The sequence below is a fragment of the Hyphomicrobiales bacterium genome (assembly GCA_016710435.1).
Lineage (GTDB): Bacteria > Pseudomonadota > Alphaproteobacteria > Rhizobiales > Aestuariivirgaceae > Aestuariivirga.
Genome location: JADJVV010000041.1, coordinates 1 through 26,647 on the forward strand (window position 1 = coordinate 1; position 26,647 = coordinate 26,647).

Annotated in this window: 41 protein-coding genes; 12 read left to right on the forward strand and 29 right to left on the reverse strand. The window is 61.1% G+C overall.

The genetic code is table 11. The features are described from left to right. The 29 genes from IPM06_20990 to IPM06_21130 all read right to left on the reverse strand — a co-directional run. The coding region (locus IPM06_20990) for a hypothetical protein (GenBank protein MBK8772887.1) at positions 1–814 on the reverse strand (814 nt) is incomplete at its 3' end. Between the two features lie 24 nt (positions 815–838). Next, on the reverse strand, positions 839–1,456 hold the full coding sequence (locus IPM06_20995; protein ID MBK8772888.1) for a hypothetical protein: 618 nt from the start codon (positions 1,454–1,456) through the stop codon (positions 839–841). Between the two features lie 179 nt (positions 1,457–1,635). Next, on the reverse strand, positions 1,636–2,700 hold the full coding sequence (locus IPM06_21000) for a hypothetical protein (GenBank protein MBK8772889.1): 1,065 nt from the start codon (positions 2,698–2,700) through the stop codon (positions 1,636–1,638). Beyond that, a complete protein-coding gene (locus IPM06_21005; GenBank protein ID MBK8772890.1) occupies positions 2,642–3,106 on the reverse strand; it encodes a GNAT family N-acetyltransferase in 465 nt (154 codons plus the stop codon). Before IPM06_21005 ends, IPM06_21000 begins: the two co-directional genes overlap by 59 nt. A gap of 14 nt (positions 3,107–3,120) precedes the next feature. Next, positions 3,121–4,575: a hypothetical protein gene (locus IPM06_21010; GenBank protein ID MBK8772891.1), complete on the reverse strand. Its 1,455-nt coding sequence runs from the start codon at positions 4,573–4,575 to the stop codon at positions 3,121–3,123. Beyond that, positions 4,572–5,417 carry a hypothetical protein gene (locus IPM06_21015; protein MBK8772892.1) on the reverse strand — a complete coding sequence of 282 codons (846 nt, stop codon included), beginning with the start codon at positions 5,415–5,417 and terminating at the stop codon, positions 4,572–4,574. The genes IPM06_21010 and IPM06_21015 overlap by 4 nt, the downstream gene beginning before the upstream one ends. Next, complete coding sequence (locus tag IPM06_21020; protein ID MBK8772893.1) at positions 5,414–5,752, reverse strand: hypothetical protein; 339 nt, start codon at positions 5,750–5,752, stop codon at positions 5,414–5,416. The genes IPM06_21015 and IPM06_21020 overlap by 4 nt, the downstream gene beginning before the upstream one ends. Continuing rightward, positions 5,749–6,696 (reverse strand): hypothetical protein, encoded by a 948-nt coding sequence (locus tag IPM06_21025; GenBank protein MBK8772894.1) that lies wholly within the window; start codon positions 6,694–6,696, stop codon positions 5,749–5,751. The genes IPM06_21020 and IPM06_21025 overlap by 4 nt, the downstream gene beginning before the upstream one ends. Before the next feature lie 5 nt (positions 6,697–6,701). Further along, a complete protein-coding gene (locus tag IPM06_21030; protein MBK8772895.1) occupies positions 6,702–7,547 on the reverse strand; it encodes a hypothetical protein in 846 nt (281 codons plus the stop codon). 67 nt (positions 7,548–7,614) lie between these two features. After that, entirely contained in the window at positions 7,615–8,574 is a 960-nt protein-coding gene (locus IPM06_21035; protein MBK8772896.1) for a phage major capsid protein, read from the reverse strand. A gap of 37 nt (positions 8,575–8,611) precedes the next feature. Then, positions 8,612–9,808, reverse strand: a complete 1,197-nt coding sequence (locus IPM06_21040; GenBank protein ID MBK8772897.1) for a hypothetical protein — start codon at positions 9,806–9,808, stop codon at positions 8,612–8,614. An 11-nt stretch (positions 9,809–9,819) separates the two neighbouring features. Continuing rightward, positions 9,820–10,080 (reverse strand): hypothetical protein, encoded by a 261-nt coding sequence (locus IPM06_21045; protein MBK8772898.1) that lies wholly within the window; start codon positions 10,078–10,080, stop codon positions 9,820–9,822. Continuing rightward, positions 10,077–10,556 (reverse strand): hypothetical protein, encoded by a 480-nt coding sequence (locus IPM06_21050; protein ID MBK8772899.1) that lies wholly within the window; start codon positions 10,554–10,556, stop codon positions 10,077–10,079. Before IPM06_21050 ends, IPM06_21045 begins: the two co-directional genes overlap by 4 nt. Further along, positions 10,553–10,861, reverse strand: coding sequence for a DUF2829 domain-containing protein (locus IPM06_21055; GenBank protein ID MBK8772900.1), 309 nt, complete (start codon positions 10,859–10,861; stop codon positions 10,553–10,555). Before IPM06_21055 ends, IPM06_21050 begins: the two co-directional genes overlap by 4 nt. Before the next feature lie 146 nt (positions 10,862–11,007). After that, the gene (locus tag IPM06_21060; protein MBK8772901.1) at positions 11,008–13,248 is read right to left on the reverse strand and encodes a hypothetical protein; all 2,241 of its coding nucleotides are present in this window, start codon (positions 13,246–13,248) and stop codon (positions 11,008–11,010) included. Further along, positions 13,245–14,798 (reverse strand): hypothetical protein, encoded by a 1,554-nt coding sequence (locus IPM06_21065; GenBank protein MBK8772902.1) that lies wholly within the window; start codon positions 14,796–14,798, stop codon positions 13,245–13,247. The genes IPM06_21060 and IPM06_21065 overlap by 4 nt, the downstream gene beginning before the upstream one ends. Further along, on the reverse strand, positions 14,795–15,022 hold the full coding sequence (locus IPM06_21070) for a hypothetical protein (protein ID MBK8772903.1): 228 nt from the start codon (positions 15,020–15,022) through the stop codon (positions 14,795–14,797). Before IPM06_21070 ends, IPM06_21065 begins: the two co-directional genes overlap by 4 nt. Further along, positions 15,019–15,318 carry a hypothetical protein gene (locus IPM06_21075; protein ID MBK8772904.1) on the reverse strand — a complete coding sequence of 100 codons (300 nt, stop codon included), beginning with the start codon at positions 15,316–15,318 and terminating at the stop codon, positions 15,019–15,021. The genes IPM06_21070 and IPM06_21075 overlap by 4 nt, the downstream gene beginning before the upstream one ends. Continuing rightward, entirely contained in the window at positions 15,318–15,557 is a 240-nt protein-coding gene (locus IPM06_21080; GenBank protein MBK8772905.1) for a hypothetical protein, read from the reverse strand. Before IPM06_21080 ends, IPM06_21075 begins: the two co-directional genes overlap by 1 nt. Positions 15,558–15,728: 171 nt before the next feature. Then, positions 15,729–16,262, reverse strand: a complete 534-nt coding sequence (locus tag IPM06_21085; protein MBK8772906.1) for a hypothetical protein — start codon at positions 16,260–16,262, stop codon at positions 15,729–15,731. Further along, positions 16,237–16,728, reverse strand: coding sequence for a hypothetical protein (locus tag IPM06_21090; protein MBK8772907.1), 492 nt, complete (start codon positions 16,726–16,728; stop codon positions 16,237–16,239). The genes IPM06_21085 and IPM06_21090 overlap by 26 nt, the downstream gene beginning before the upstream one ends. Further along, on the reverse strand, positions 16,728–17,690 hold the full coding sequence (locus IPM06_21095; GenBank protein MBK8772908.1) for a DUF1376 domain-containing protein: 963 nt from the start codon (positions 17,688–17,690) through the stop codon (positions 16,728–16,730). Before IPM06_21095 ends, IPM06_21090 begins: the two co-directional genes overlap by 1 nt. Further along, the gene (locus tag IPM06_21100; protein MBK8772909.1) at positions 17,687–18,112 is read right to left on the reverse strand and encodes a hypothetical protein; all 426 of its coding nucleotides are present in this window, start codon (positions 18,110–18,112) and stop codon (positions 17,687–17,689) included. The genes IPM06_21095 and IPM06_21100 overlap by 4 nt, the downstream gene beginning before the upstream one ends. Beyond that, a complete protein-coding gene (locus tag IPM06_21105) occupies positions 18,109–18,768 on the reverse strand; it encodes a hypothetical protein (protein MBK8772910.1) in 660 nt (219 codons plus the stop codon). Before IPM06_21105 ends, IPM06_21100 begins: the two co-directional genes overlap by 4 nt. After that, entirely contained in the window at positions 18,765–19,235 is a 471-nt protein-coding gene (locus tag IPM06_21110) for a hypothetical protein (protein MBK8772911.1), read from the reverse strand. Before IPM06_21110 ends, IPM06_21105 begins: the two co-directional genes overlap by 4 nt. Before the next feature lie 5 nt (positions 19,236–19,240). After that, positions 19,241–19,672 (reverse strand): RusA family crossover junction endodeoxyribonuclease, encoded by a 432-nt coding sequence (locus tag IPM06_21115; GenBank protein ID MBK8772912.1) that lies wholly within the window; start codon positions 19,670–19,672, stop codon positions 19,241–19,243. A 2-nt stretch (positions 19,673–19,674) separates the two neighbouring features. Then, positions 19,675–19,950 (reverse strand): DUF2312 domain-containing protein, encoded by a 276-nt coding sequence (locus tag IPM06_21120; GenBank protein ID MBK8772913.1) that lies wholly within the window; start codon positions 19,948–19,950, stop codon positions 19,675–19,677. 268 nt (positions 19,951–20,218) lie between these two features. Next, complete coding sequence (locus IPM06_21125; protein MBK8772914.1) at positions 20,219–20,455, reverse strand: hypothetical protein; 237 nt, start codon at positions 20,453–20,455, stop codon at positions 20,219–20,221. A 71-nt stretch (positions 20,456–20,526) separates the two neighbouring features. Continuing rightward, positions 20,527–20,778, reverse strand: a complete 252-nt coding sequence (locus tag IPM06_21130; protein ID MBK8772915.1) for a hypothetical protein — start codon at positions 20,776–20,778, stop codon at positions 20,527–20,529. Positions 20,779–20,942: 164 nt separating this feature from the next. Between IPM06_21130 and IPM06_21135 the strand changes: the two genes are divergently transcribed. From IPM06_21135 to IPM06_21190, 12 genes are all read left to right on the forward strand, one after another. Further along, complete coding sequence (locus IPM06_21135) at positions 20,943–21,566, forward strand: helix-turn-helix transcriptional regulator (GenBank protein ID MBK8772916.1); 624 nt, start codon at positions 20,943–20,945, stop codon at positions 21,564–21,566. Continuing rightward, positions 21,563–21,817, forward strand: a complete 255-nt coding sequence (locus IPM06_21140; GenBank protein MBK8772917.1) for a hypothetical protein — start codon at positions 21,563–21,565, stop codon at positions 21,815–21,817. The genes IPM06_21135 and IPM06_21140 overlap by 4 nt, the downstream gene beginning before the upstream one ends. Before the next feature lie 98 nt (positions 21,818–21,915). After that, positions 21,916–22,185, forward strand: coding sequence for a hypothetical protein (locus IPM06_21145; GenBank protein ID MBK8772918.1), 270 nt, complete (start codon positions 21,916–21,918; stop codon positions 22,183–22,185). Further along, positions 22,179–22,391 (forward strand): hypothetical protein, encoded by a 213-nt coding sequence (locus IPM06_21150; GenBank protein MBK8772919.1) that lies wholly within the window; start codon positions 22,179–22,181, stop codon positions 22,389–22,391. Before IPM06_21145 ends, IPM06_21150 begins: the two co-directional genes overlap by 7 nt. After that, the gene (locus IPM06_21155) at positions 22,388–22,582 is read left to right on the forward strand and encodes a hypothetical protein (GenBank protein ID MBK8772920.1); all 195 of its coding nucleotides are present in this window, start codon (positions 22,388–22,390) and stop codon (positions 22,580–22,582) included. Before IPM06_21150 ends, IPM06_21155 begins: the two co-directional genes overlap by 4 nt. Next, positions 22,582–22,956, forward strand: a complete 375-nt coding sequence (locus IPM06_21160) for a hypothetical protein (protein ID MBK8772921.1) — start codon at positions 22,582–22,584, stop codon at positions 22,954–22,956. Before IPM06_21155 ends, IPM06_21160 begins: the two co-directional genes overlap by 1 nt. After that, entirely contained in the window at positions 22,944–23,693 is a 750-nt protein-coding gene (locus IPM06_21165; protein ID MBK8772922.1) for a hypothetical protein, read from the forward strand. The genes IPM06_21160 and IPM06_21165 overlap by 13 nt, the downstream gene beginning before the upstream one ends. After that, positions 23,690–23,965 carry a hypothetical protein gene (locus IPM06_21170; GenBank protein ID MBK8772923.1) on the forward strand — a complete coding sequence of 92 codons (276 nt, stop codon included), beginning with the start codon at positions 23,690–23,692 and terminating at the stop codon, positions 23,963–23,965. The genes IPM06_21165 and IPM06_21170 overlap by 4 nt, the downstream gene beginning before the upstream one ends. Further along, the gene (locus tag IPM06_21175) at positions 23,962–24,963 is read left to right on the forward strand and encodes a hypothetical protein (GenBank protein MBK8772924.1); all 1,002 of its coding nucleotides are present in this window, start codon (positions 23,962–23,964) and stop codon (positions 24,961–24,963) included. Before IPM06_21170 ends, IPM06_21175 begins: the two co-directional genes overlap by 4 nt. 2 nt (positions 24,964–24,965) lie before the next feature. Beyond that, positions 24,966–25,619 (forward strand): 3'-5' exonuclease, encoded by a 654-nt coding sequence (locus IPM06_21180; protein MBK8772925.1) that lies wholly within the window; start codon positions 24,966–24,968, stop codon positions 25,617–25,619. Between the two features lie 5 nt (positions 25,620–25,624). Further along, complete coding sequence (locus IPM06_21185; protein MBK8772926.1) at positions 25,625–25,891, forward strand: hypothetical protein; 267 nt, start codon at positions 25,625–25,627, stop codon at positions 25,889–25,891. A gap of 206 nt (positions 25,892–26,097) precedes the next feature. Beyond that, a partial coding sequence (locus IPM06_21190; protein ID MBK8772927.1) for a hypothetical protein occupies positions 26,098–26,647 on the forward strand: 550 nt, incomplete at its 3' end.

Below are 26,647 nucleotides of genomic sequence, written 5' to 3' on the forward strand. Positions count from 1 at the left end.
GATCCTCTTCCGTTTTGGCGGATCGCATTTCCGCAAGAATGGCATTCCTTTCATTGATGTCGTTGGACATCTCAAATTGCTTTGCCAACGCAAGGCGACGGTTTTTGACCTCATCAAGGGCGGACTGCGGATTAGACGCAACGTCCTTTGCTCGACCAATATCGACCAAGCCCGACAGGATTCCGCTTTCTGCAGCCTGTAGAGCATTGCCAACAAAGCCCCGCCCGATGCGTTCCGGCACGTTCCCAAGGGACGACAGGATTGCCTCGCCCGTGGGGGTGTATTCTTGCGGCGTCGGGGTGAATGTGGATTTTGGCTTGGCTGCCTCGTTCCGCATCGCGGCCACTACAGCCTGATCCATCAGGCTTCCTGGATTGGCCCGGCCTGACTGCTCGAACACAGGGCCACGGCTTTGGTCGGCATTGATGACGGGGCCAGATACTCGCGGCGCGGGAGGAGCCGCAGTGGCCTGCATTGCTGCCACCAATGGATCACTCGGCCCGGACGCGATCGAGGGAGCCATGGTTGTGCCGATCGGCGCGGCGGGCACGTTCAGGCCGGGCACACGCTGGCCAAGCGGAATTTGCGTCCCGGCCTCCGGGCCGTTGGGCGCCATGGCCGAAACGAAGGGATCAGTCAGCGCGGCGGGTGATGTCGACTCTGCGGGCATCGCAGGAATCGGTGCTTCCTGTGGAGCACGAGAAGGTGCAGCCGCATTGCCGGGAACAGCCTTGCGGGCCTCGACCGCCATCTGTGCAAGACGCGCCGCGCCAGCCGCGTCACCAGCCGCATCCGCAGCGCGGAGCGCCTTCATCAGGCTTGCATAATCATCCATGGGTCAGCCGCCGTATTTGAGAAGGAGTTCATCGTCCGTCATCATGCCGGCGCCACCCGGAGAGGAAAGGCCACCGGTCGGGTCTTTCGGAAGAACCGGATCGGGTGGCGCAATCGGAGCCATGGCAACGTCAAGCGGCGCTGGGCCTGGGGCCGCGCCACCATCAGGCCCGATCAGGGGCCACCATTGACCATGCCCGTCATACCGGCCCGGTCGCCCGTTGGCATCATTGACGACTGCACCGTAAAGACGCGGAGTCTTTGTCGAGCCACCGCCGCCAGACGACCGGCTGCGACGTTTGTGACCACCACCGGAACCACCGCCGGCTCCCATGATGGGCGCCATGGCCGCATCGAATTTCTTCTGGGCAATCGCCTTGAGATAGCTTGGCGCGTTCTCGTTGTTCAGGATGTCGAGCGCCTGCTTGGCATCCGGGCTCATGCCGCCCGGCCCGAGAAGAGCATCGGTCATGCCGGACACTTCGGCGTCTCGGGCATCGCCCCTGATCTTTTCATTCCGCGCGCCCACGAGCGCGCTGGCGATCGGGGTCAGCGCCGAGATGAAGGGGTTTGTCGATCCCTGGGCCGACTGCATCGCCATTTCCAGAAACTTCATCGTCATGTCGTGGCGTTCCTGACTGCCGCGCGCACCGAAGAAGCCGCCCGGCTGTGCCGGTTTTGCGGGCTGCACTGGTTGGGCAGCGGGCACATTCAGCCTGGGGTTTGGCATCGGCCGCGTCATGCCACCCATATGACCGGTTGGCCGGGGTCCACCACCGAGTCCGAAGCCCATCTTTGCCATCAGTGAACCCTCTCGGTGACAATGGCGCGCTCAAGCGCGGCAATGCGCTGCAGTGCCGATTTCAGACCCGCCAGAGTGATGCCAAGCGCGTCGATAACGTGAATTTCCCGCTCGCCACCAAGACCGGTCAGGGCGTGGAAGTCCTCTGCCATCGGCCCCATGTGGATGGAGTTGTCACCGTTCGGCGCATGTTCCGGCAGATAGCGCCAATACCTGATCGGCAGGCGGGCGATGGCATCGGCCACGTCGTCCGTGTCAATCTGGCCTGTCACTTCCTTGTAGGACTCCGAGCACTTCATCAGCATGGCGCCACCGAGGCTTCCCAGAGCGCCAAGGGTTGCCCCCTGATTGGCCTGCTGCTGGTTGTAGTTTGCCATGTCGGCCTTGTATTTCTCCCCCACCAGGCCGGAGTAGTTGACGCCCGCACCCTGCCCGTTCGGCACGGCGGAAGGCGGGTTGTAACCGCCTCCCATGGCCGCGACCAATTCCGAGATAGCGTTCTGTCGGGAAGCCTGATCCATGCCGAAGAGGCGGCTTTGTTCGCCACCGGCATTGATGTCGGCATCCATCGCCAGACGGGAAATCGTGTCCTGCGTCTCGCGCTGCTGGGCGCCATAGGCATCGTTGAACGCTTTGCCGCCGATGGGAATGCCACGCGCCTGCAGGTTGTTGAGCAGGCGGTTGTTGGATTGGTCAATTCCGGGCTTCATCATCGAATAGGATCGGTCGAAGATGCTCTGAGCGACCGTGCCGCGATCCTGCACGCGCGGCGCATCCGGCATGTTGGTGATGTTGTCGCCGACGATGCGGTTGGTCAGGTCGACCGATGCGGGCTGCAGCGACTCGCGAATAGCCCGCTCCCATGGGCTTTCCATGGTCTGCACCGCAGATTGCGAACCCTGCGGCGCCACGCCTTGGGTAAATTCGTTTGTCGTGGGGTCCGTGTAGCCGTAGCGAACACCTGAACCAGATGGCGAATAGGTGTCGAAGCGGTTGAATTGCGCCTCAGCACTCGCCGTCTGGTATGGGTCCGGTGCCGCCGGTGCCTTGCTGCCCTTGCCCATAGTCCAACCACCTGCAGTTTTTTCGTTCCTGCTGCATGACTACCAGCGCGCCACCGTCATGTGCGGCGAACTTCACCAGCGCGACGGCCTCGAACCCGAGTTTGGCGCAGAGGTTCAGGGATTGCAGGTTGGATGCCGGGATCGTGGCGCTCAATGCGAGACACCCGAGTTGCCTGTATGGGTAATCGAACAAGGCAAAGAGCGTGCGCCGATTGGCCCAGGTCGCCCTTTGCGCGACAACGATGGTGACTTCGCAGTGAACACCGTTGAATCGCTCGTAGATCACGGCGGCGGCCAACTCTTCATCACGGACAACACCCAGAGCGGTGGCCCCGTGCGTGGCAAAATAGCCGGGAATGCGCTTGGCCGCCCATGCACTCAATTCACGGTCGGCGCCATAGATCACATCGCCCAGCCGTTTCAGCCCAGCGCGGCGCTCATTGAGATGATCTGTGCCCATGTTGCCTCGATCTCGATATTGATCTGGAACGTCCGGCCGCTTGCATCGCATCCGATGTCGTCGGAGATGGTCACGATACCGCCGTCGTCCTCTTCCGGGTTCAATGTAACCATCTGCAATGCCTCTGCAATGTCAGGTCCGGTATCATTGAAGTCAGACAGCACCCAGACGCGCACAGTCACTGGGCCCTTGGCGCGGATTACCGGCCTGATATAGGTCACCGATACATTTCGACCGGCGTCAAACCACGAACTCTTCCATCTGAGTTTGATGACCTCTTCCGATCCACCGTCGACCACTTGCGCCAGGCGACCGTCGAATCCAGTGCCCTCGATCGACCCACCGAAGTTGTGGAATGCGCGCACAGGCATATCTGCCGACGACCATGCGTGGCTTTGCGGCGTGTAGACGATCTGCCTTGCCTCAAGACCACGGACACGGTTGACGATGATGGCAGAGGCGTCTTCCGCCGATTCCATCTGCCAATCATCGGCCCCTTCTGCCACCATCTTTGCCAGCATGTCGGAAATCGGCTGCGAAAGGTCTGAAATGAGCGCCAGAGTCGAGGATCGGATACTCTCCGCAACTGAGACAATGCCCCGCGGCGTGGCCATCCACAGATCACTGCCAACCTGGGTAAAGGCTCGCCTTGACAGGGGCCGCGCCGCCTGGATGCGTCCGAGCAGGCGCCAGTCGTTGGCGTCACCGGGGTCGAGACCCTCGTAGGCCACGATCTGGCCGGTAGATGTGAAGATGGCAAGAATGTCGTTCATGCCGTGCCCTGCGTCGATAGTCAGCGATGCCATGGCGATGATGTTGCCAGTGATGTTGCCAAGCCGATCGAGGGGGAACAATTCGAGCGGGCCCGTCACCGCCCCCACATCGCCATAGTAAAATTCGAGCGCACCATCCGACTGCCAGAAGTATGGCCGGTCATGGTGCGCAATAACGCCGTCCATCTTGCGCACCTTGGCATCCGTTTCCACCGTGAATTCGCAGGCTTGAAACGTCTCGCCGTTGAATCTGACCGGTTCGCCGAAACCGTCTGCAAGAATGGTGTTTGACGACAGGGTTGCGGCCATCGCCTTGCCGGAGAAATTCCGCGCAAACGTGGCGGTGCCGCAGGTCGCACCATCCGGTCGCAATTCGATGTACCGCGGCACGCTGCCGAAGGAATGCGGCACGCGCTGCAGGATCACCGATGGATCACCGCTCCACCCGAGGCCAGGCCGAGACTGCAATGCCACGCCGTTGGAGGTGATGTTCAGCAATTCAGCCGCGTAAAGGCCGCTGACCTTTGCGGCTTGCGCCTGAACAAAGATGCCGCGCAGAGGCAGGGATATGTCAATCTCCTGCGTCGAATAACGGTTTGCCTGCGCTCTTCGCTGTGCCTTGGCCTGCTGCCGCTTCATCATATCACCCTCATCCAGCGCAGAGTCGAGCCAGCCTTGGCCGTGATGGCCGAAGACGCGACCGCGGATGCAAATTGCAGTTGCAGGGTTCCGCTGGCAGATGGCGTGAACAGCCCACCGACAAGCGCGATGTTGCCCGTGGTGTTCGCGGCAGAGGCATTGGACGCCGCTGGAAGCTGGAAGGCGGTGTAGTTTCCGAGGGTGCTTGTCGTGGTCGTGAGCGAATACTGCGACCAATAGGCCAGTTTGTTGATGGCCGGGCCGTTTACAGTCCAGCGCGAACCTGTCGTCGTCGCGGCGCTGGTAAAGTTGACCACCGCCTCGAACCAGTAGGTTTCGCCGGCCGTCACGGCAAACCCCAGGCCTGTCACATCCGCGATGGTGTCCGCTACCGCGTTGTTGTTGATGACATCAGCGGAGAGAACAATGACGTTGAGGGCGTTGGCGGCCGGAACCGATCCGCCGACAGACTGCGCATGGACCGGCAGGCCAAACGCACTAAAATACTGCCATCCATTCGCCTCGTCATAAACAAGGGCTTCGCCAGCCGAGAGTGTCAGTTTGTGAATGCTGCAGGCCGCACCATCATGAATCTGCAGCGTGATCGTGTTGGCGTCGGTGGCGTGCGTGTTGCGGATGGAAAGAAACCTGACCGTGCGCTGCACATCCGGGCCGGACGGGGCAGAGATGATCGTTGTCGTTCCAGCCGCTGCAATCAGGGTCTTCTGATTGTCGGGACGGATGACACCACTCGCATGGTCCGCAAAACTGGCGAACGAATGAATGTTTGCGGCGCTGGAAGTGACCAGTTGCAGGGTATCCAGGGCACCGACAAGCAGGATCATACGAACCACCTCATCAAGGGCGATGATCCACCGCTGGATGAAACCTCGATCGTGCCGGCGGTATCATCATATTCCAGACCGATCCCATTTCCGGCGACAAGCAGCGTCGCCACCCGATCGTCCACCGCCTCACCGAGATCACTGATGGTTGATGCCAACTGATTGCCGGTGTGGTTCTCCCGCAGGCGGGCGGCGGCGGCATCGCCCTTGGCCTCAATCGCAATAATCGAAACGGCCTCCGTCGCCGCTGCGGCGTCCTGAAACAACTCGTCCAGGTTGTTGACCGAGATGTCGTAGTTTCGCGTTCTGCGTCGGTTCTGGATGACCAGGCTCATGAAATCAGCCACCGACCGCCGCCGAGCGGGGCGGTGTCGCAGAAGTCACCATTTCCACCAATCCTGAAGGCCCGCGCGCCCCCGGCATCGGTTGCGGCCTTGATCTCCATTTCCGCCTCATATTCGGCGGCAATCTCGGCATAGTCCTTTCCGAGGGAGCGGCGCAGACGATAGGTCATCCCGAGCGAAAGCAGATGGTCGTCATCGAAAGCGGGCTTGTCGGTATCTGCCTCGAAATATGGGCGGCGCACTTGCGGCAAGGGGGCAATGCCGGAATGGCGAGAGATGCGCTTGAGCACTTCCCATGTGTCCTTGCCGTAGACCGCAACATCATACCCGGGCGGGCCATCGTAGACGCCCTGGCCTTCCGTCTCGCCCGTGATGTCGAAATCTTCTGGCAGTGTCAGGTATCCATCACGCGGCACAAATGGCGCGATGCAGACCGGAGGGCGCTGTGTGTCGTCATAGTCGCCGACCCTGATTTCAGACACTACGGGGTAGCGCGAGACATATTCGATGGCGATCAACTCATTCGAGGCCGGAGTCGGGTCGAACCAGATGGCGCCATTGCGGATGCGCCACCCCATCTGCACCGGGGCCGATGCACCGCCATAAATCCACGCTGCCCAGGATTGCGGAGAGGCCGGGCCGATCAGTCCGAGCGGCCAGCCGCCGCGGTTCTCGGTGTTCGGGATCATGCGCAGATAGTCGGGCGGAAGGGGATAGGCGTAGCGACCGGGGATCAGCGCGAAGACCCAGGTGGAGGTCAACTCGCTGGCGCCCTGCCAGTCAATCTTCTGCAGGTATTCGCGCATCGTGTCCTGGGCGGCGGTCGCAAGTATCGTGGCGATCTTGTTGCCGGTGCTGAACAAGGCAACAGGAGCGGGGGCCGTAGCATCCCGCTTCGCTGCTTCCTGCGCGATTTCAAGGATCGTGCGCGCCATGCGCGTTACCCCCTCTTGGATCGTCCACCGCCAAGGCCGAGCGGATTGTCCTGCGTCGGCGTCTGGTCAAGGCCAAGGTCGGAATTGTCGCCAGCCATGCCGCCACCCTCGGCGAAAATGTCGGAACCTCCCGCCTGTGGCACGATCTCCTCGCCATTGACCGCGATAGCATTGCCGGCGAGGGACGCAGCCGCGACCATGCCGGGGGCCATCTGCCCCTGCATCTGCACACCCAACTGCTGCATCAGCTTCAATTGCGCCGCCATTTCGATCTGGGAGCGGTTGGACTCGTCAAGCTGGCGCCTCGTCTCCATCAGGGTTTGCTCAAGGGCGGCTTCGCGCTTGGCGTCCTCGGTCAAATCCGCAGAGCCGGACTTGGTGTCAGTCCAGCGCTTGGCGACCTTGTAGGCGTGGATCGCATCGAGCCCCATGCCGTTGATGACCTCGGGCGCAATCGAGACAAGATCCTCGATCGAGCGGATTCCGTTGACGTAGAGCAGGCCGATCTGGGCCATCGAGATGCCGGGAAGGTCGGAAAGGGGCGTGCCAGTGGTCGGCACATCGCCAGTGCTCTTGAACTGCGCAAACTCGACCGGCCATTGCTGTGCCGCTGCGGACTCGGTGACATAGCGCATGACGACAGTCGACCGGTCGCCGCGCGGTTGCTTGATCACCATGAGGCGTGTCGACCAGGTGCCATCGACCAGTTTGACGCGCTGGTAGGTGAATTGGATGAACAGATGGCCGGACCCAGCCACGGGCCCCATCTGATCGGAGAAATCCTGTGCGGTCATATCGAAGGCGGTGCGGTTGTTTGCGAACTGCGGCGCGGGTTGGGCGGTGGAAAACATCGGGGCGTGCTCCGGGTTGGGTTGGATTGCGGCGGGCCTGCCGTTTCAGACAGGCCCGCGCCATGAATCAGTGGGTCAGGATGCCGTTCAGCATCCGGTTGTTGATCAGCCAGTTGCCCATGCCGCCGATGATCACCGTATCCGAGTCCTCGGTCAGGTGACGCCGCGGGCCGGTCAGCACAGTGTTGTTCCGACGCTTGTGCATCATGATCTCGATGGTATCGAGATTCAGGAAGCGCATTGCACCAGCCTGGGCGTAACCGTTCACGCCGCCATCGGAGACAACCGGGGTCATCTCGAACATGATGTTCGTGAAGCCTGCGCTGGCGAGCGTGCTGTCCATGAACCGCTGTTGCGCCTGCAGTGCGCCGGAGAAAGTGGCGTAGTAGGTGTTGTCCGACAGGATCAGGTTGGTCTTGTCGGAGTTGCGGGTGGTTTTCAGATAGAGGCCCAGCATCGACTGGTAGATGTTGGCCGTGGACGGCGCAGCACCAAGGATGTCGCGCTGGTTGTCCCACCAGCCGTAGGTGGTCGAGTTGATGCCACCGACGGTTGCGCCAGCGGCTTCGGCCACCAGAAGCTGGATGCCGCCGAACTCCTTGCCGCCCGAACCGGTGCCGTCACCGTGCGCCGACTTGTGGGTCTGGTTCACGATCGTCTTCTCGGCATGTTCGATGCGGGCCTTCATCATGTTGATGACCTGCTCCTCGCCGTCGTTCATCAACATCTCAAGGCCAGATATGGAGACGCCGCACGCATATTGCTTCCACGGGAACTCCGCCGAGGTCAGAACTTCCTGACCGGCGACGTTCAGGGCTTCGCGGCCCATATACCATTGGAAGTTGGCGTTTTCCTCACCAACCATGATTGGCGTGGTGATGGTGCGGCCGCCGCCGATGGTCTTCTGGCGACCACGACGGCGCATTTCGAAGACCAGAACCGTGTTGCGAGACACGGAGTCAGCCAGTTTTTTGCGACGATGCGCGAGTGTCGTCGTCACAAGCTCTCCCCAGGTCGGGTTTGCCATGATGTTTCCTCATCAGCGAGCCCGCGCATCGCCTTGGTCAACCCCCGTTGGCTTGCTTCATCTGCCAGCGGATGATGTCGCCGATGTCATCGGTCGGCGGCGCGGAGTGACGATCGGCACCTTGGCCACCACCGTCGATATGTTTGCTGGCTGCCTTTGCGCGTTCAAGCGCCACATCAGCCGCAGGTTTCTTGCCCGCCACATCTGCCACGACGGGCGCCGCTTGTGCGGCGAGGCTTGCATTGGCGGGCGGCGGGGCGAATTTTGCACTGAGGCGCTGAACCTCCTCACCATAGAGCCGGTCAAGGTCGGCGACCGTTACCGGCTGTCCGGTGCGCTGGCGTTGCTGCAGCGCGCGCTCCCCGATGATCGGCGCCAGATCGTTCCAGAGCGGGCGCTTGAGTTGACCATCCTGACCCGTTTCCGCTTTGAAGGATGCGAGAGGATCATTCGGCGTCACATCCGGGCCGAACGGGACCGGTCGACCGCCATTGACCTGCGCCTTGAGGCGGGCGTTTTCCTCCCGGAGGGCCTTGGTGTCCTCATCCTCGAATGCGTCAGGCTCTTCGGCAGGCAGGACACGAAGGCCAAGGTGCTCAGCCGCTTTCGTGATCATCTCGGCCGCGTTGTCGCCGCCAAGCTGCCAAGCGGCCCAGGCCAGATACTGGTCGGGGTTCTTGTTGGCATATTGGTGCAGGCCAACAAGGGTGTTGACCGCCTTGTCGGGCGTCTCGGCGATCGAGGTCAGCACATCCTTGTGGGTCGTGAACGATTCCGGCACGGCGGCGGCGGAAAGACGGTCGCGGATTTTCTGCGCCTTCTCGGCGTCGATGCCATCAAGCAGGGCGTCGACTTCATCCAGCGGCTTCGCTTCCGGCCCATCGACCGGTGCCTCTTTCGTTTCGGGCTCAGCCTCCTTTGCCGGCGTGACGGCAGGCTCCTTGGTGTCTGCGACCTTTCCGGCGGCCGGCGGCGCATCATCGGCATTCACAGCCTTGGCTTCCGGTTTCCCGGCCTTTTCGATCAACTCTAACCCGTCTTCAACGCTGACCATGGGGTTCTTGGATTCGGGCAGGGGTGGCGCCACGTCGGGTTCATCATCCTCCTCCGTCACCGGCGCATCGGACAGCGCCTTGCGCAGAATGTTGGCGATGCTTTCCTCGTCGTCATCAACCCCCCCGATATCGAGGTCGATTTCGTTATCGTCCATGATGGTAACTTCGGTTCCGGCCATATCTGAATTCCTTATTTTGCAGATGGTTTGCGGGTGAAGCCGAGGGCCGCCATTGCGTGCAACCCTGCCTGCTGCAGGTGGCGCCTGGCATTGTGCCTCTCGCGCTGGGCGGCGCTGGGCGCGGTGCGTGTGCGAACAGCGGCATCTATACTCGACATCATCTGACCGCCGAGTCGGTTGATCACTTCGGCCAGCCGGGCCACATCGGGATCATCGGCATAGACATCCGGCAAAAGGGGGTCTGCACGTTCCGGGATTGGCACGTTGGTCACTTGAACACCTCGATATCGGATGCGTCGATTTCCGCACTGCCATCCAGATCGGTCTCGCCGATGCGGTCGATGGGCGGGCGGTTGAGCGGGTCTTCCTGCTGCACGCGCTTGAAGTCCCGCACGAAGTCCTCGACCCACTGCCTTTCGGTGGGTTCCGGCTCCGTCTTCACGCCCTCGTCATATTCGACAAGATCATGGCGCTCCATGAATTCGCGCCGGGCCCTGCGGTCGCCGATATATTCCGCCGTCTCGGTCACGCCTGTCATGAAGTCTCCGAACGCCGGGGCCACCATGGGCGCGGCCAGATTGGCCCGCGGTGGTCGCTCATCGCGGCAGTTGTGCGGCCATGTGTCGAGCTGGTGCCAATCGCCACAATGTCGGCACTTTCGACTGCGCCCGGCCCCGCGCGGTTCATCACGCGCACCGAACAGGCGGTCGTATTCCGGGCCGAGGTCTGAAATGGCAATGCTGGTCACGCTTGAAAACCTGCCGTCACAACCATCCAGTCGTCAGCCAGAATATCCGTCTGGGAGGCCAGCCACCCAATGACCATCGAGCCATCGGCGGCGCGCATGTCTATGTGCGCACACAGCCTCACGGATTCATCCTGGGCTTCGATGGCGCGATGATAGGCTGCGTGACCCAATTTTGCGGCAAATGCGGGGAAAGTTGATGCCGGCGTCAGCGCCAGCCACATGCCCTTTCCGTTCCATCCGGTGCGGGCGATGCGGTTTCCGCGCTTCAATTCAAGAAGGGCGGATGAAAAGTCCATGGTGTCCATAGCTTGCAATGCTCCTTGGCTTGCTGGTGCAGCCTGACGTGCCACAGATCGGACGGGCTGTGCGGCGAGAGTGGATTTTCCCGCCGATCAGTCTGCCAAGACGACAAATGCCTGCGCATTTTCCCGTCAATGTCGTTGATGCCTTTTCAGTGCGCCGGCAGTTGCGGCGAGGGGCCGGACGGCTTGGCGTGTTCCAAAGCCGCCGCCTTGATCAGGTCGACACCCTTGATCTTCAATTCCATCTGACGATCCTTCTCGGAGTCGTCCATGTCCATTTCCTTGATCAACCGGTCGGCCTCTGCCCTGATCTTGGCGACCTGAACCTGAACGTCTTCCTTCTGCTCCCCCTTGGGCTCATCCGGCATCTGCGAAATCATGCCTTCCAGCGTGCGGCTCTTCGGGAAGGCCCGGACGCCGAACAGCAGCAATTCCTTGACCATCTTCATGTCGAACTGGCCCGAGGCCAGAAGGGGCTGCAACTCGCGCACGAAGGTCGAGAATGCACCCAGAAATTCGATGCGCGCCTCCTTGTCGGCCTGCTCGTCAGCCAGCACGGTCGAGTCCGTCTCGATCGAGAGAGTGATCTTGCGGATGAAGTCCTGCCGCAGGCGATCATGGACCATTTCCCATGAGGTTTCCGGCACGCGGTCAAACTTCGGCTCTTCGGGGGGCGGCGGAAGCGGGCCGACCTGCAACCCTTGGGCTTGTGCTCCCTGCGCTGCCTTCTGCATCTCCCCGTAAATCTGGGCCTGCTGCATGAAGGTCTGTTTTGCCTGTTCGATTTCGGCCAGTTGTTGCTGGCGCTCCGCTTCGGTGAGGGGAATTTCAAGGCCGCAGATTTCAGCCAAGCGTTCGGTGTCGAACATCTCAAGCGCGATCTCCATCATGATCCGCAGTATGTCGCGCGCAAAGGTTGCCATCTGACGTTGGCGGATGGACAGCCGCATCCCGGCATACCGGCCCTTCAACTGCTGCGCTGTAGCCGTCTCGTTGGGGTCGCCCTGGGCGCGCATGATGTCCGAGATGCCGGATGCCTCATACATCGCCTGCTTGGCTTGCTCGCGCATCGTGGCGAGTGCATTCAGGCAGGTGACGATGGGCTGCAGCGGGAGCCACTGGATGAGGTTTGCGGTGCCGCCCTTTTCCATCAGCGCGATCCACGACTCCATCGGGATCAACTGGTTCTCGCCGCTCATCAGTTTCTTGACCTGATCGGACATCGAGCCAGGGAAAAGGCCTGCCACTGCCAGCACGTCGAGCAGGTCGGCCATCTTCTTCGAGGCGCGGTCAATCTCCTTCGCCCGCTCGGCATAATAGCTGATATCGGGCCGGGGCGTCAGGCTGCTTCCGCGCACGGTCGCAAGAAGCGGCTTCGGGCCGGGAAAAAAGCCTTCCAACTGCAGGGGGTCATCCTGCTTGTCGAGAATGATGCCCTGCGCATCCGGCGACCACCAGATCACGCGGCGACTGTCGCGAACCCAGATTTCCCAGACTGTTGCCACGTCGAAAGGGTCCGTGTTCAACTCCGTAGACCTGTCGACCAGACCGCCCAGGGTGTGACCTTCGCGCTCTCGGTCGCCGGGCGCCTGCGATGCGTCCTTGATGCCGGGCTGCGTGAACCTGATCTGCGCGAATACCTCCTTCGAGAATCGCGCCTGCGCCCTGACGCGCGTCATTGGCGTCTCGAATGCCAGCCACGGCGCGTTGGCGAAGTTGTGCCCTGGCGCGAACAGGGCGCGGCGCCACTCCACATGCCGCAGCAATACCTCTTCGTGGAGTTTAACCTCTTGAATTTCCGGCTCCATCGTCACCGGGTTCACCTGCTGGACCGGCCCGAATTCGGCCTTGTAGAGCGCCCGCGCCATGCCGCGACCGGCAATCAACCAGTCATCGCGGGCGGATTCCATGGTGCTGTCGAAATCCGACGTGGAGACGAACCACTGCGCCAGGCGCTGCCCCGCCTCGGCCGCCATCAGATCGGTTTCATCTGCCCTGCCATCTCCCCGCCACCGCCGGGTGACGATCGGGGTCGGTGTCTCTGAGAAGACAAGCGGCTTGAGAACGTCGATATTGGCGTGGATGAACGATGTTTCGTCAGTAATCCTGTTCATCTTCGGCGCGTCGGAACTGTCGATCTGGCCCGCATCCTGCTCCTCGCCGAAATACAGGCGCTCGGCGTTCTGGGCTTCCATGCGGAAACGGCGCTCATGAACAAGGGCGGCGCTGATCTGGCGTGACCAGAATGTGGCGTTTTCGCTGACGCCAACCGCCTCGGCCTCTTCGTCGGTTTCCGGAGTTTCCACCAATTCCGGTGACGTTATCTCGAACGGGGCCACATCCTGGCCCTCTCCATGCGCTGCGCCCATGGGCACGATATCAGGGCTCATCTGCGGCTCTTCCGGTCCAGTTCCTCATCGTGGCGCGACCATAGATCATCGAGGGTATCGCCGTGCGGCGAGGATGACTTGGTGCCGGGATTCTGACCTGCAATCACCCGGTCGATGCCGCGGGCGAAAAGCGTGGCGGTGTCGACCGTATCGTCATGCTTGGCCGTGGGAAACTGCATCAACTCGCGCTCTAAGGCCTCAAGGTGTGGCCGCCAATTTTCGGGGCAACTGCTGTGGTCCGGCAAATACAACTGCCCAAGGGATGCAAGGCCCAAGAGGGTCTGCGCGCGGGTTGCCTTGTCTGTGGTCGAGGACATCTGCACCCGGTCCACATAGGCGCGGTGCTTGGTCTGCATCATGCGGATGAGGGGCCCGACCGACTTGATGATCTGGCCTTGCTCCTCGAATGCCCGCAGCGGTTTCCAGCGCAGGACCAGTTTGACCCATTCCTTGACCCAAGCCCCCGGTTCGGTGCGGCCGCGCCACATATCCATCAGGTAGATGTTGTGTTCCGGGTCGACAGCCCAGACCTGGTGGACGGTATAGTCCGGGTCAGGGCTGTCACCCTCCTCGGTCACGGCATAGTCGGACGCGATGTAGAATTGCAGGCGCGTGCGGTCGATCTTGTGCCAGTTGAAGCGCGCGATGTGATCCTTGGTGAACATCAGCCCTTCTTCGGGGCTGGGTCGCTGCTGGAAGAGGGCAGACCAGACCCATCCGCCGCGCTTGCGCACGCCGCCCAGACGGTTTTCCCCGAAGCGTTCCGGCCAAAGCCACTCCCCCGGTGCGCGGCCCAATGGGTCATCATCGCGCTCTGCAATCGCAGGCAGGCAGAGGACATACCACTTTTCGCCGGTCTCACGGTCTTCATACCAACCGGTGCGACCGTCAAAGCCATCCGGCAGGATGCGGCCCGCTGGGTCATCCTGGTGCCAGCGTGTGAAGATCATCAATTGCTTGGCGCGCCCCTCAAGGCGTGAAAGCAGGTCGGTGCGGTAGTTTTCCCAGATATCGGATCGCATCACTGGCGACATGGCGATTTTCCGGCCCTTGACCAGATCGTCCATGAAGAGCCACTCAGCCGGGTTGCCGTGCTGGTTGCCGGCAGTGGCGCCGAATCCGTTGTATTCCCCCCCTTCCGGTGTGGCCCACTGGTCGCGCGCCTGGCTGTCATCTGCGAGAACCACATCGAAAGGCCATGCCGGATGGCGCAGAAGGTTGCGAACCGCCCTGCCGATCTTTCCGGCATAATCCGCCGTGTGGACGACGCTCATGAGTTTGGTGTCGGGCGTTCGCCCCATAATCCATGCGGGAGCCAGTTTGGTGCAAAGTATCGTTTTCGCGTGCCGCGGTGGTGCAAAAACCATGGCCCGGTCGATAAGATCCTCCTCCATCGACTGGATCAGGCGGCAGATCAGGCGAATATGGGGCGGCGCGGTAAATCCGGTCATGCGCATGTAGAAAGCGAGGAAGGACTCGCGCGCCCTGCGGCGGTCCAACTCTTCGAGCAGTGCGAATTCCTCGATCATGGCCGGATCGACCATACTCACCCCGCAGTCCTCCAATCGTAGAGCAACCTCACCTGTGCCGAAGGTTCGCCGCTTTCGGCCAGGTCAGCATCGCGCACCGCCCTTGTGGAGAGCGTGACAACACCAACGTTCACGCCATCGAGCCGACTGATTTCGTTCAGGCTGTAGTGTCTCTGGCGAAGCCGCAGCCAGCGCAGAATGCGCTCATCGCTGGCCCGGCTGTTGCGGGTCGGTGCAGCAGTCATGGCTGCTGCTCGATTTTGATCACATCCCCATCTGCGCTGGTGTATGTGCCAGGAATCGGCGCGCCGTCTGCGGTGGGCAGGGTTAGGCGGCAGGCTTCACTATCACGGCCTGCATGAATCCAACTGCGGCCGTGTTTTTTACTCCAATAAAGCACTACCTCGCCCCGCACGACCGCCTCGCCCATCACAGGTTCCGGCTTGACCGGAAACGTTTCAGACCACGCATTTCTGGATAGAGTGACAGTGGCGCCATCAGCCGAGAGTTGAGCCTTTGGCGGCGCGAGAGAGTTTATCATCACAACCGTCCTTTCCGGTTTTGTTTGGCTTGAGGGGGGAGAACCGTGGTAACGACCGCACTGCCATCAAACCCGCGTTGGATGATGAACTCGTGGCCGTCGATGATGATCCCGGATGCACCGGCCCTAGCCGCTTCGGCGCAGCGTGCCGCGATGGTCGACCGCAGCCGCTCGATGTCGAAGCCGCCAATGCGCTGCAGGTAGCGCACCAAGGCATGATCAGAGACCTGGACACTCATGACCCCATCTCCTCCCGGCCGTTCTGTGAACGGCATATGGTGCTCATGATGGTTCCGATCGGGCTGGCCGGCGCCACTGATCCGCTCGCAAGGTCAGCCCGGTTGCGGCCCAGGCCATGCGATGGTTTCTGGCCGGGTTCCGCCCGCCGGAGTGGCCGCAATAGTGGCATCTCATCCGTCCTTCTGGTTCTCGAAATTGCGCCGGCGCAACTCTTCCAGCCTGCGCTCCAACTCGGCCGTGGTTGCCTGGGAGATTGGGGTTTCGCTTGGCTTTACCGGTCCCAATTCGGCATCATCCGGGGCCTTGAACCAAGCCCAGATGTCTGGCGCGTTCGGGCCGTAGTAGTGCGAAAAGCGGCGCAAGATCAGGGTGTAGAGGCCCGGCTTTGCACTCGGATTGTTTCGGTTCGCGATGAGATTTCTGGTCCAGTAGGCTTCCAGCAGAAGGCGGGCCGCCTCCATCGCATCAGCAAATTCCACATGCAGCCGCATCCAGTTTCGAAGAGTCATGAAGGAAACGCCGATTTCCGCCGCCCAAACCTCCGGGAACTCCCCTATCTGGGCCAGACGCATCACCATGCCTGGGTGGAGGGTTGGGTCATAGAGCGCAGCCCTGCCAGGCTGGTCTGTCTGTTGCCCTATTCTGGTAAGGAATTGACGAGTTTGTGCCATTTCAAAATCACAACATCGCCAGAGCGCCGGCATCGGACAACTGGAAGCCCTTTATCGGCGCTGGTTCGATCCATTTTTTTGCGTAGAGCAGGGCGAGGACATCTGCGGCATCTCCATCGGTCGACCCCAATTCATCCCGGATTGCCCTGTGGCTGGATTGGCTGGCCTGACGATCTCTGAGCGCCCTCATCGCCCGCCAGATGCGGGCATCTATGGCACCAGACAGCACGCACCTTGGCGCCCATCCCCGACCGGTCCTGATGGTGAAATAGGCCCTCCCCTCGATCGCCGCGAGATTGACGCTCCGGGTTGCCTGGATGAGCCAACCGGTTTCCTGCAGTAACCTGACAATCTCGGCCATGTCGTGCAGGCCTGGATTTGACCCACGGTCGACGGCGAGATTTCCGACGTGGTAAGTTGCGGTTTCCTTGGGCTTGGCTGTTGCGGCCCAAGTGAGCAGCGATGTGGCGTCCGGGACCATGTTGACGAGCGTGACCATCAGCGAATTCCCCTCACCCTGAGGTCTTCGACCGTGACCATTTTTTGCGAAAGAAGGGCATCGCGCAGGGTGTTGCTGATCGTGCTGGGTGCCATGTATTGGCTCGTGTCCTTGACCCACTTTGCGAAGAACTGCAGGCGGTCTTCCGGGCTTACCGGCGCTTTGGCTGGGGTGTCCGTTGTCTTGGTGGCCTTGATGGTTCCGGCTGATTGCTTTGCTGCCCCGGCCTGCGCCATCCAGCGATCCAGTGCCTTTGGCCCGTCCGGCGGGTCGGCGTTCTTCGTTCGGCTCTTGGCTACCTCAGCGACAACCTCATCCTCGGTCAGGCCGTGAGCCGTGATCCACGCCTTGACGTGATCTGCCGCTGATTGTCCGATCCAGAACCTGGGCAGGCTCGAATCTGCCAACCCAACCGCCTCGACAACACGGTTCAAAAACGGGTCAGGCGGCTCTTCCTTCAAACCCGAAATCTCGCGCGCGCCCTCCTCCTCCTTCTGAGTATCCGAAGGATACGAAGATGTGGTTGTGGTTGTGGTTGTGGTTGCTAGAGCAAATGCGTTCGTTTGCTTGTCGTTTGCTTCTGGCAAATATGTAGTGTTGCTAGCGTCTAAATACTTAGATTTCCGAGACTTAGCGCGCCCCCCTTTCGATCCAGACGCTTTACGCGCGTCAACCATCGCGCTTACGTGCATGTATTCCTCGCGCTGCCTCTTCTGGAATATCTTGCCGGATTGGCGCGAGAAAAACTCCTCGATTACAGCCACGCAAGAGCGATCCCAGCACTCCTGCCCGACACGCAATTTTCGCATCAGCCACGTCTGGTCATCCGGGACCATGCAGTTCGGAGACCGCCAGCAAAGGCGCATCAGGCGGTTGTAGATGCCATCCTCTTCCGGCGTCAGGTGCGCTGTGTCAGCCTCGTAGTCATCCACGTAGAGTGGCATCGAGGGTAGCTTTGTCATGTCATGATCCCCCGAACAGATCGGCCTGCATCGGTGCATCCGTCTTGATCGTCGGCTTCCAAATCCAGGGGCCGGATGCCGTGGGCAGCCGCGAGAGAGCGGAACGCATGTGCTGCGACCAAGCTGACCACGCCGTTGCCGAGCAAGCGCAAAGCCCGTGACCGATAGGCCAGCCCATGAGCCATGAGACGAAGTTCGGGTTCAGCCGCGGCTTTGAATGGCCCCGCAGAATTGCCGGATAGCCTGCGGGCGTGGCGGATGATTTCATCAAGCGAAGAAGCGGGCGCAAGGAGCGGGCTGTCAGCGATGATCTGCCCCCATGCGTCTCGATCGCCGGCGCCGGGCATGGTCGTGTCTTGCAGCGTGATGGTCGTGCCGCTGAGGTCGAGGATGGAGGCGGCGAGAAGCAGAGGGATCATCACGCATCCCTCCTGAGCCAGTGAACGGTTGGATCGCCTTGGTAGCCGTGCAGGAACACAAACCAACTGAAATCCACCCTGCCCCCCTCTGCCTTGTGGCCAGCCTCACGGTATTCTCCGGGAGGGCAGGAGGGCCGCGGCGTGATGCGGTATTCGCGATAGAATGGCAGGGTCTCCAGCCAGCGGCTGCGGTCATCCGAACTGATCCACGCCGTCGGCAGGAAGAGCGCCACCTTCACGCGGGCCCGTCGCAGGGAAATGTCGAGAAAAGCGTCATCCAGTCTGTTGTGGCTGATATGATCCGGCTTTTCCCGGCCGACCTGCGACCAGGTGGCGAATGGCGGATTGGAGACGATGCAGTCGCAGGGGAAGGTGCCATGCAGATAGGGTGAGGCTTCGGCAAACCAGTCCTTGCCGCCACGCACAAGCACGTTGCCGCGGTCGCGCAGGTCATACCCCTCGACATCCAGCCCAAGATCATGCCCGGCCTGAACAATGGTGCCCCGGCCGGCACATGGATCAACAATCCTGCCCGGAAACATCTCGTCCTGAAACAGGCGCTCGGCACACCAGGATTCCTCGACATACCAAGCGTCGGGTTGGCGCTTCCAGATTTTACTCTTGCGCTCGACCGATTGCGGCGATCCATCCAGACTCATGGCGCACCCCTGATATGGCGATGACCGACAGGCACATGCGCAATGACATCCACCATTCCTGCAGAAATCATGTGGCTCTGCTCGATCGCGGCGGTATGGCGCATCTTGGCGGCCATCATGGCTTGGTGAAATTCCGAAAGGCTCATCTTGGCCTTCTCGCCCTGCCGGCGTCCCGGCAGGCTCTCACGTCGCGCGATGACGATGGTGTGGTTGCGACTCCAGCAGAAGTGCTGCGCGATCTCGCGGCTGGACACCCCGGCCAACCACATCAGGCGAAACTCCAAGGGCGCCTTGATCGGCTTGACCCCGGATTTCCTCTGATCCAGCCCGAATCTTTGCGCAATTCCAGCGACGGAACTGCGGTGAACGCCAATATCCGCCGCAATCTGGTCGGTGGTGATGTAGATGTCGGACCACAGGCGCTCGAACCGGGCGCGGGACACGACGATTGGATTGACAAAGCCCATGGCTGCTACCTCAGAAAATGTTGCATGTGGGCAGGCGCATTACTGATCAGGGCATCGGCTGCATGTTGATGAATTGCTGGCGCCACCCTGACGATGGTGGCGCGCATGTCTGGCACCCAGACCGCGCGGGTGGAGCGCAGGTGCTTGCGGCTGTCGTCCTTGATCACCCCGGCCCCGACCAGTGCATCCTCGATGGCCTTGAGCGTGTTGCTGGCATCCATATTGCCAATACCGGTCTCACCGCAGTAGACGATGCAATCGACCGGCACCTTGAACCTTGGCAGCGGATGCTGCGCCATCAGATGTTTTGCAGCATCAGCCTTCCATGCCTTGTATTCCCTCGTGACCGACCGCCCCTTGCCATCCACATTGTTGTAGAGATGGTTGGTGCTGATAGGGCGCGGCATGACGATGTAGACCGGGGCTGCGAAAATCATGGTCACGCCATCCCCAACGCGGCCTTGTAGAGGTCGAGGATGGCCTCTTCCTCGGCGATATCATCGGGCTTGCGCTTGCGCAGGGCGACGACCTTGCGCATGACCTTGGTGTCATAGCCACGGCCCTTGGCTTCGGCCATCAGCCCTTTTTGCTGCTCGGCCACGTCCTTTTTCTCGGACTCCAGCCGCTCATAGCGCTCGATAAACTGGCGCAGCTCGTCTGCGGTGACATCATAGGCTTTCTGATTGTGCCGGCGGAAATCCGCATCATCCTTCATTCGACCGGCTGCCTTGCTGAATTCGGCCGATGTGCCATCAAAGAGCGTCTCTCCGTTCGGCCCCTCAAGCCTCACGCTGCTGTCGTCCATTCAGGCCTCCTGTGGGGTTTTCCGAAGCGCCAAGGCTCCGGTCAGATGGTGGAAAGGCCCCCGGACAGCCCTGCCAGGCTGCGCCGGGGGAAGTGGCCGATCACCAGACGGGACCGGCAGGCAACTTCCATCCCGGACAGGGGGAGGAAGCATTCGTGAATGGGGGAATTTCTGCCGGTCATGCCGCCTCCGCGAGGAACGACATGGCGCTCGGGATGGCGCGCACTGCAAAGGCGATGACCCATGCCTGAGGCGCGGTTGACCCCTCCCACCAATGCCGCGCCGTCCGTTCATCCACATCGAAGAACACGGCGGCGTGCAGTGGGTTGCGGAAGTTTCTCCGCAGAAACTCGCGCCACCGATCGGGATAGACGCGACGAAAGGCCTGCGGATCACAAGGGCGACCGGCAAGCATGTCGGCAAAGTTGCCGGACGGCGCGCGCTGAAAACGGACGTATTCTTGCGGCAAACGAGACAAGGGAAGCGTCATTGCGCCACCTGATTATCACTCGGGGCGGGAGGATTTTCCGCCATGTAGGACTCGATCTTTTGGACCGTGGTTGGCAAACATTGTCCGCCCCCCTCCAATCGACCGATGAATTTGCTGTCACCAACAGCATAAGCACCGAAGGTCGTGACCTTCATTCCGCGCCGCTCGCAATAAGCCCTGATCTCATCAATCAGGGGCCGCATTGGCGCCAGTTGGTCGCAGGTTGTCTGAGTCGATGCTTCGGTCATTGCGTGATGCCGCCATGATTTTTAACTGTCGCCATAATAGGGACGCATCCCCACTATCGCAAGGGGAAATTTCCCGCTTCTCGTCAGGCGACCTTTCGGCGACCTTGGGTGTCATGTCGAACGACGAAATAGACGACCCATTCGCACTAGGTTTGCGCGCTGTCATGGCTGCTACTGGCGTCAAACCGGCCCCGCTTTCGGTGGCGGCTGGCTTGGGCAACTCTGCCGTCAGGGATCTGTTCAAAAAAGGCGCATCACCAAAGGTCAGCACGGCATCCGCCATTGCTGGCCAGCTAGGCATGACGATTGATCAGGTGATCCGCGCCGGGATGGGTGAAATTATCGGCGGGACGGTTGCCGGCCCATCGCGGGGCCAGGTTGAGATGGTGTCGATTTATGATGTGTCAGCCAGCGCAGGTCATGGGGCGATAGTTGATACCGAGACCGTGGTGGACAAATTGTCGTTTCCGCCCGGCTACCTACGGCGAATAACAAACACCAATCCACGCGATCTTGCCATTATCGGGGTGAAGGGTGATTCCATGTCGCCGACGATCTCGCAAAACGATGTGGTGATGGTCGATACCGCCAAGAGAGACCTGTCGTTTGATGGCCTGTTCGTCCTGCGCGACGGCGGCGCCAGCCTTCTGGTCAAGCGTATCGGTCGCGGATCGCGCAGCGGCTCTGTGATCTTGATTTCAGATAACCGAACCTACCCACCGACGGAGCGTCAGATCGAAGATATCGACGTGGTTGGTAAAGTGGTGTGGATGGGCGTCAAGGTATGACACTCGCCCTTCGCTTCGGACTGGCGACAATGGGCCTGATCGGTATTTGGTTCGGTCTTCCGCTAGCCTGGGTGCCTCTCGGAGCAGCCGCCCTTTCCTTATTTGCATCCGACCTTTCCGCCACGGAAATCGAAAGAGCGGATAGGCTACTGATGCGCGTAGGCTTTCGTGTGGCGCAGCTTGCAGTCAACATCGGAACTGTCTTGATGCTCACCTCAATCCCGTTACTCGGCTGGTGGTTTTGGCGCTGATTCGGCCTGTCAGGTGAAGAAATAGGGATATGTCCCGTTAATCTGTTGACATAGGGAAATGTCCCTAATATCGTTTATCCATCAACTGGAGACGCGATATGACCGATTCCCCACTTCTCACCATCCAGCGTGCAATCCGCATCGCCAACCGTCGCGCCATCACTGGCCCGGCTGGGGATCGCATCCTTGACGCTTTTGGCGCGACCAACAGCCAGCGGGCTCGTGAGGCGCGCACGGCGCAGCACCGGATGCTGATCGCCTTCGTTGCGGGCGCCCTTATCGGGTGTGCGCTGATCCTGATCTTCGGCGACGTTCCTGCGCGCACGGCGGAAACTGTGCTGCAGGCGCAGGAGATGGGGAAATGGTGAGGCCTGATGCGGCGCAAAGATATGCCGAGGCGCGCAACCTGCTGATGGACCGCAACCTTGATGTCTCCCGCTACAGGACGGGCATTGCCGTGAGGAACGCGAACGGCCTCATCATCGACTTCGACCGGCGCGAGGCGGAGGCAATGTCCATCGTTCTGGGCCAGATGGCGTCCGATATGCTGGCCGAGAAGGATGCGGGGAAATGACCGCGCCCTGCCCCCATTGCCACGGTCGCCGTGTGACGCATGAGGTTTTTCGCCCGGCTGGAACCTATGCCTGGCCCATCACGGTCGCCTCATCCTGCGAGTTCTGCGTCGGAACTGGCGTTGCCATGACCTTCCACGAGCGGTTTGCCCTGCTGGACGAGATGCGCGCCGGGCTGGAAGCAGGCCGGTGATGCGTGAACCCTCAACTATAGCCATGCTCTACGGATGGTGGCGGGCGGCACTGAATAATGCCGATCAGCCGCGCAGCGATGGTTTCCCGGAGTGCGGCTTTTACAAGCGGCGCATGGTGAAGGGTGGGCCTTGGGTGGCTGCGCGCATCTGGTGCGAGCGTGAAATCGACGCATCGGGCGAATTGACCGGGCCAGAGTGCCTGCGTTGCGAGATCGACGGCACCTATGCCGACCCCTGCCAGCACTGGACCTATTTGACGCCAATCTCGCGCGAAGACTACGAGGCGCTCTTGCGCCGCCGTCTGCTTCTCGACGGAATGATGACCCCCGAACAACCCATTGACCTGAGCCGGAGACCGATATGGACACCCTGACCACGCCAGCCATGGGGCACAACCAGCCCCCCGCCTATGATCCTGATGTGATGGCCGATCTGGCCGGGCGCACCGATGAATTCATGAACGCCTCGTCCAGAATCAGGAAGGAGTTCAGTCCAATCCAGACCGAAGAGCACGCGCGACTGCTGACCGATCACGTCTCAGGCCTGCGCGGCCTCAAGAAGCAGGTCGATGACGCCCGCAAGATCGCCAAGAAGCCGTTCGATGAGGGCGCCAAGGCAGTGCAGGAAGCCTTCAACCCGCTTCTGGACCGCATCGGCCGCGCGTTGGACGCCATGCTGGAAATGCAGGGCGATTATCTGCGCCGCCAGGCCGAGAAGGAACGCGCCCGCAAGGCTGAGGAAGAGCGCATTGCGCGAGAGGCGCAACTGGCCGCCGAGGCAAAGGCTGCGGAAGCGGCGAAGTCCGGCGACATTGACGCCGAGGCGGAAGTGGGGCGGCTGCAGAAAGAGGCCGATACTCTCGCCAGGGACGCTGCGCGCAAAACCCGCGTGAATGCTGGCAGCGCAACCGGTGCTGGCCGCACGATTTCCATGGTCACACTGCGCGAGGCGGTGATCACCAACATCAACCTGCTGTTTGTCCACTACCGCGGGCGGGCCGAGGTCATTGATGTGCTGCAGCTCCTCGCCAATGCCGACCTGCGCGCGAAGGATTGGGATGGCACCGACATTCCCGGCACCGCCACGAAAACGCGCGAGGTGGCGCGATGAGCCTGCCGCGCAAAATTACCATCGACACACATGATCGCCGCCATGAGGGCGCTTACGTCTTGGTCACCGAGTGGAGCGGGCAGGCGCCAATCATCATGGAAACCGAGGGGTGCGACTCTTCCGTTGCGTCATGCAGGGAGAGAGCCGGTAAACTCACCAGAGAGCAGCAACGGTGGTGCATCGCCCGCCTTGTTCCGGTCGAAGGCAATGAGTTGCTGATCCTCGATCTGGAACGCCTGCAACAATTCAACAAGAAGGACACCGAAGAATGAACGCCCTGACCACGCAATCGCCGCAATCTCTGGCAACCAACAGTTCCATTGCCCTGCTGATGGACCCGCAGCGGTTCGATCATCTCGTGCGCGTCGGCAAGATGCTGGCGCTCTCTCCGCTGTTCCCGGCGCACCTGCGCGGTGGCTCGATAGAGGCGGGAACCGCCAATGGCGTGCTGGTTCTCAACATGGCAAACCGGCTGAATGAGGACGTGCTGACGGTGGCCCAGAACATCTACTTTGTCGGTGGCCGGCCAGGCTGGAACACGACCTACATGATTGCCAAGGCCAATCAGCACGGTGTCTTCAAGGACGTGATTGATTGGGAGGTCGCCGGCAAGGGCGACACACTCAAGGTCACGGCCTTTGCGCTTCTCAGCGGCACCGGTCGGCGCGTGTCCGTCACGCTGGACATGGAAACGGCCAGGAAAGAGGGCTGGACCAAGAACGCCAAATACCAGTCCATTCCCGAACAGATGCTGCGCTACCGCACAGCCGCGTTTCTGATCCGCCTCTACTGTCCAGAAGTGATGATCGGCGTTCCGACCGCCATCGAGTTGGAGATGGAAGCGCGCGATATCACGCCAGATGGCGGTGATCTGATCGAGGCCAATGATGAGGCGCCGATCGAGGCCAAGGCGGAGCCCCAGAAGCCCGCTCCGAAGGCCAAGGCCGATCCGGTGGTGACCAAGCCGGAGGCACAGCAACAAGATGCCACCAAGGCAGAGCCTGAGCGCACTGCGGCGCAGTCCGATCTTCTGTCGCAGGAGGAGCGGGGCGAGGCTGTTGATGAGGATGGCGTGGTCTCCACGACCCCCGAAGATCAGGATCGCTTCTCTGCTGTGCTGGACATGATTCTGGCTGAGGTTTCCAGCGGTTCCTCCATCGAGGACATCGAGGACATTTATGGACCGCAGATCGAAGTGCTGCGCGGTCGATTCCCTGACCTCTTTTCGATCTACCAAAAGGCAGTTGCGGCACGGGAGGAACAGAAATGAACATGGTCGCACAAACCAATGCGCAGGAAGCCACGACCAATACAGTTCCGGCCCAGCCGGTCTACCTGGTGTTCGACACCGAGACGACCGGCCTGTTCGACTTCAAACTGCCGGCCGACGATCCGTCGCAACCGCGGCTGGCATCCGTCGCCTTCATCATCGCCGACAAGGATGGCCGCGCCATCTCCACCAGAAAATCCTACATCAAGCCGGAGGGATGGGAGATGTCGGAGGGCGCCGGGGCTGTGAATGGTCTGACGACCGAATTCCTGGCCGAGGTTGGTATTTCGGTGTCGGAGATTCTGGACGACTACACCAGCCTGATCCGAGAAGGGCTCATCGCTGTCGCCTTCAATGCACAATTCGACTGCAAGATGATGCGGTCGGAGTTGCGCCGGGCGGGGCGGGGCGATCTGTTCGAGGATACGCGCAACATCTGCGTGATGCGGGGGCTCGCTCCATACCGCGACGACGGGCTGAAAATCACCGGCGGGTTCGTGAAACTATCGGTGGCCTGCGAATTCTTCGGAATCATCAACGAGTCTGCGCACGATGCGTTGTCAGATGCCGAGGCGGCACGGTGCCTCCTTGAGCGCATGATCCGTGACGGAAGGGTCCCTGATGCTCAAGTCCATTATGCCAAGGGCAAGGTGTAACCGCCATGACTACCGAGAAATACACCATCATCGACAACCCGCCTCCGATGCCGAAAGTGTTGCGCGGGAGTGGCAATCAGAAGGGCGAACTGCGCCTCGCGCTTGAGGCGATGACGTCCGGCCAAGGGCTTTTCGTGCCGGGTAAGGACAGCAAAGCCGTCGGGCCTCATCGCCATTCGGCGATGAAAGCTTCCGGGCATGTGTTGCGGGTCAGAACGCACGAAGGCGGGTGTTTCGTGTGGTGCTTTGCCGCCGAAGAGGCCGCGAAATGACCGCGAAACTGACGCCAAAGCAGAATGAAGTCCTGAAGCACATGTGGGATATGTGGTTCGCGCGGTCCATGACCAAGGAAGCCGAAGACGACGATCTTTTCGTCGAAGCTTGCGCCATTGTCCGACGTGACGGTCGGGCGTCGAATACGTTCCTTCAAGCCGCCTTGGGGATCGGGACCGGGCGCGCCCGAAAGCTTCTGGCGCGCATGGAAGCGGCGGGGGTCATATCCCCCGCCGACGCCTTGGGCGCGCGGACGGTCTATTCGACCGCCAGCGCCGCGCCAGTCGCCCCGCCAGCGCCGACAAGCGGTCCGGACGACCAAACCCACGGCGAAGCGCCAGCGCCCGCCAGCGCCCCGCCTATCGACGCGGGCGACCAATACGCGGAAGCGGTCCGCTTAGTCCGGGCGAACCCCCATTCCTTCGGGACGTCGTTCCTTCAGCGCCGAATGGGGATCGGATACAATGCCGCCGCCCGGCTGGTCGAACGCATGGAAGACGAAGGCGTCGTTTCACGGGCGAACGCGGTCGGGAAGCGAACGCTTCTGAAGACCGACGATCAACTGATCGAAACCTTGATGGAAGCCGCCCGGACGGCAGACAACGAAGCCGATAGATCGGCGGCTTTGACGGCGGCGGTCGCCGTGCAAAGCTTGAAGACGCAACCCAAGAAAGGGGAAATGAAGATGGGCGATGTAACGGAAGACGACGACGAAGATCGGTTCGGGAACGGCAAGCCGAAGAACGTCCAAGCGC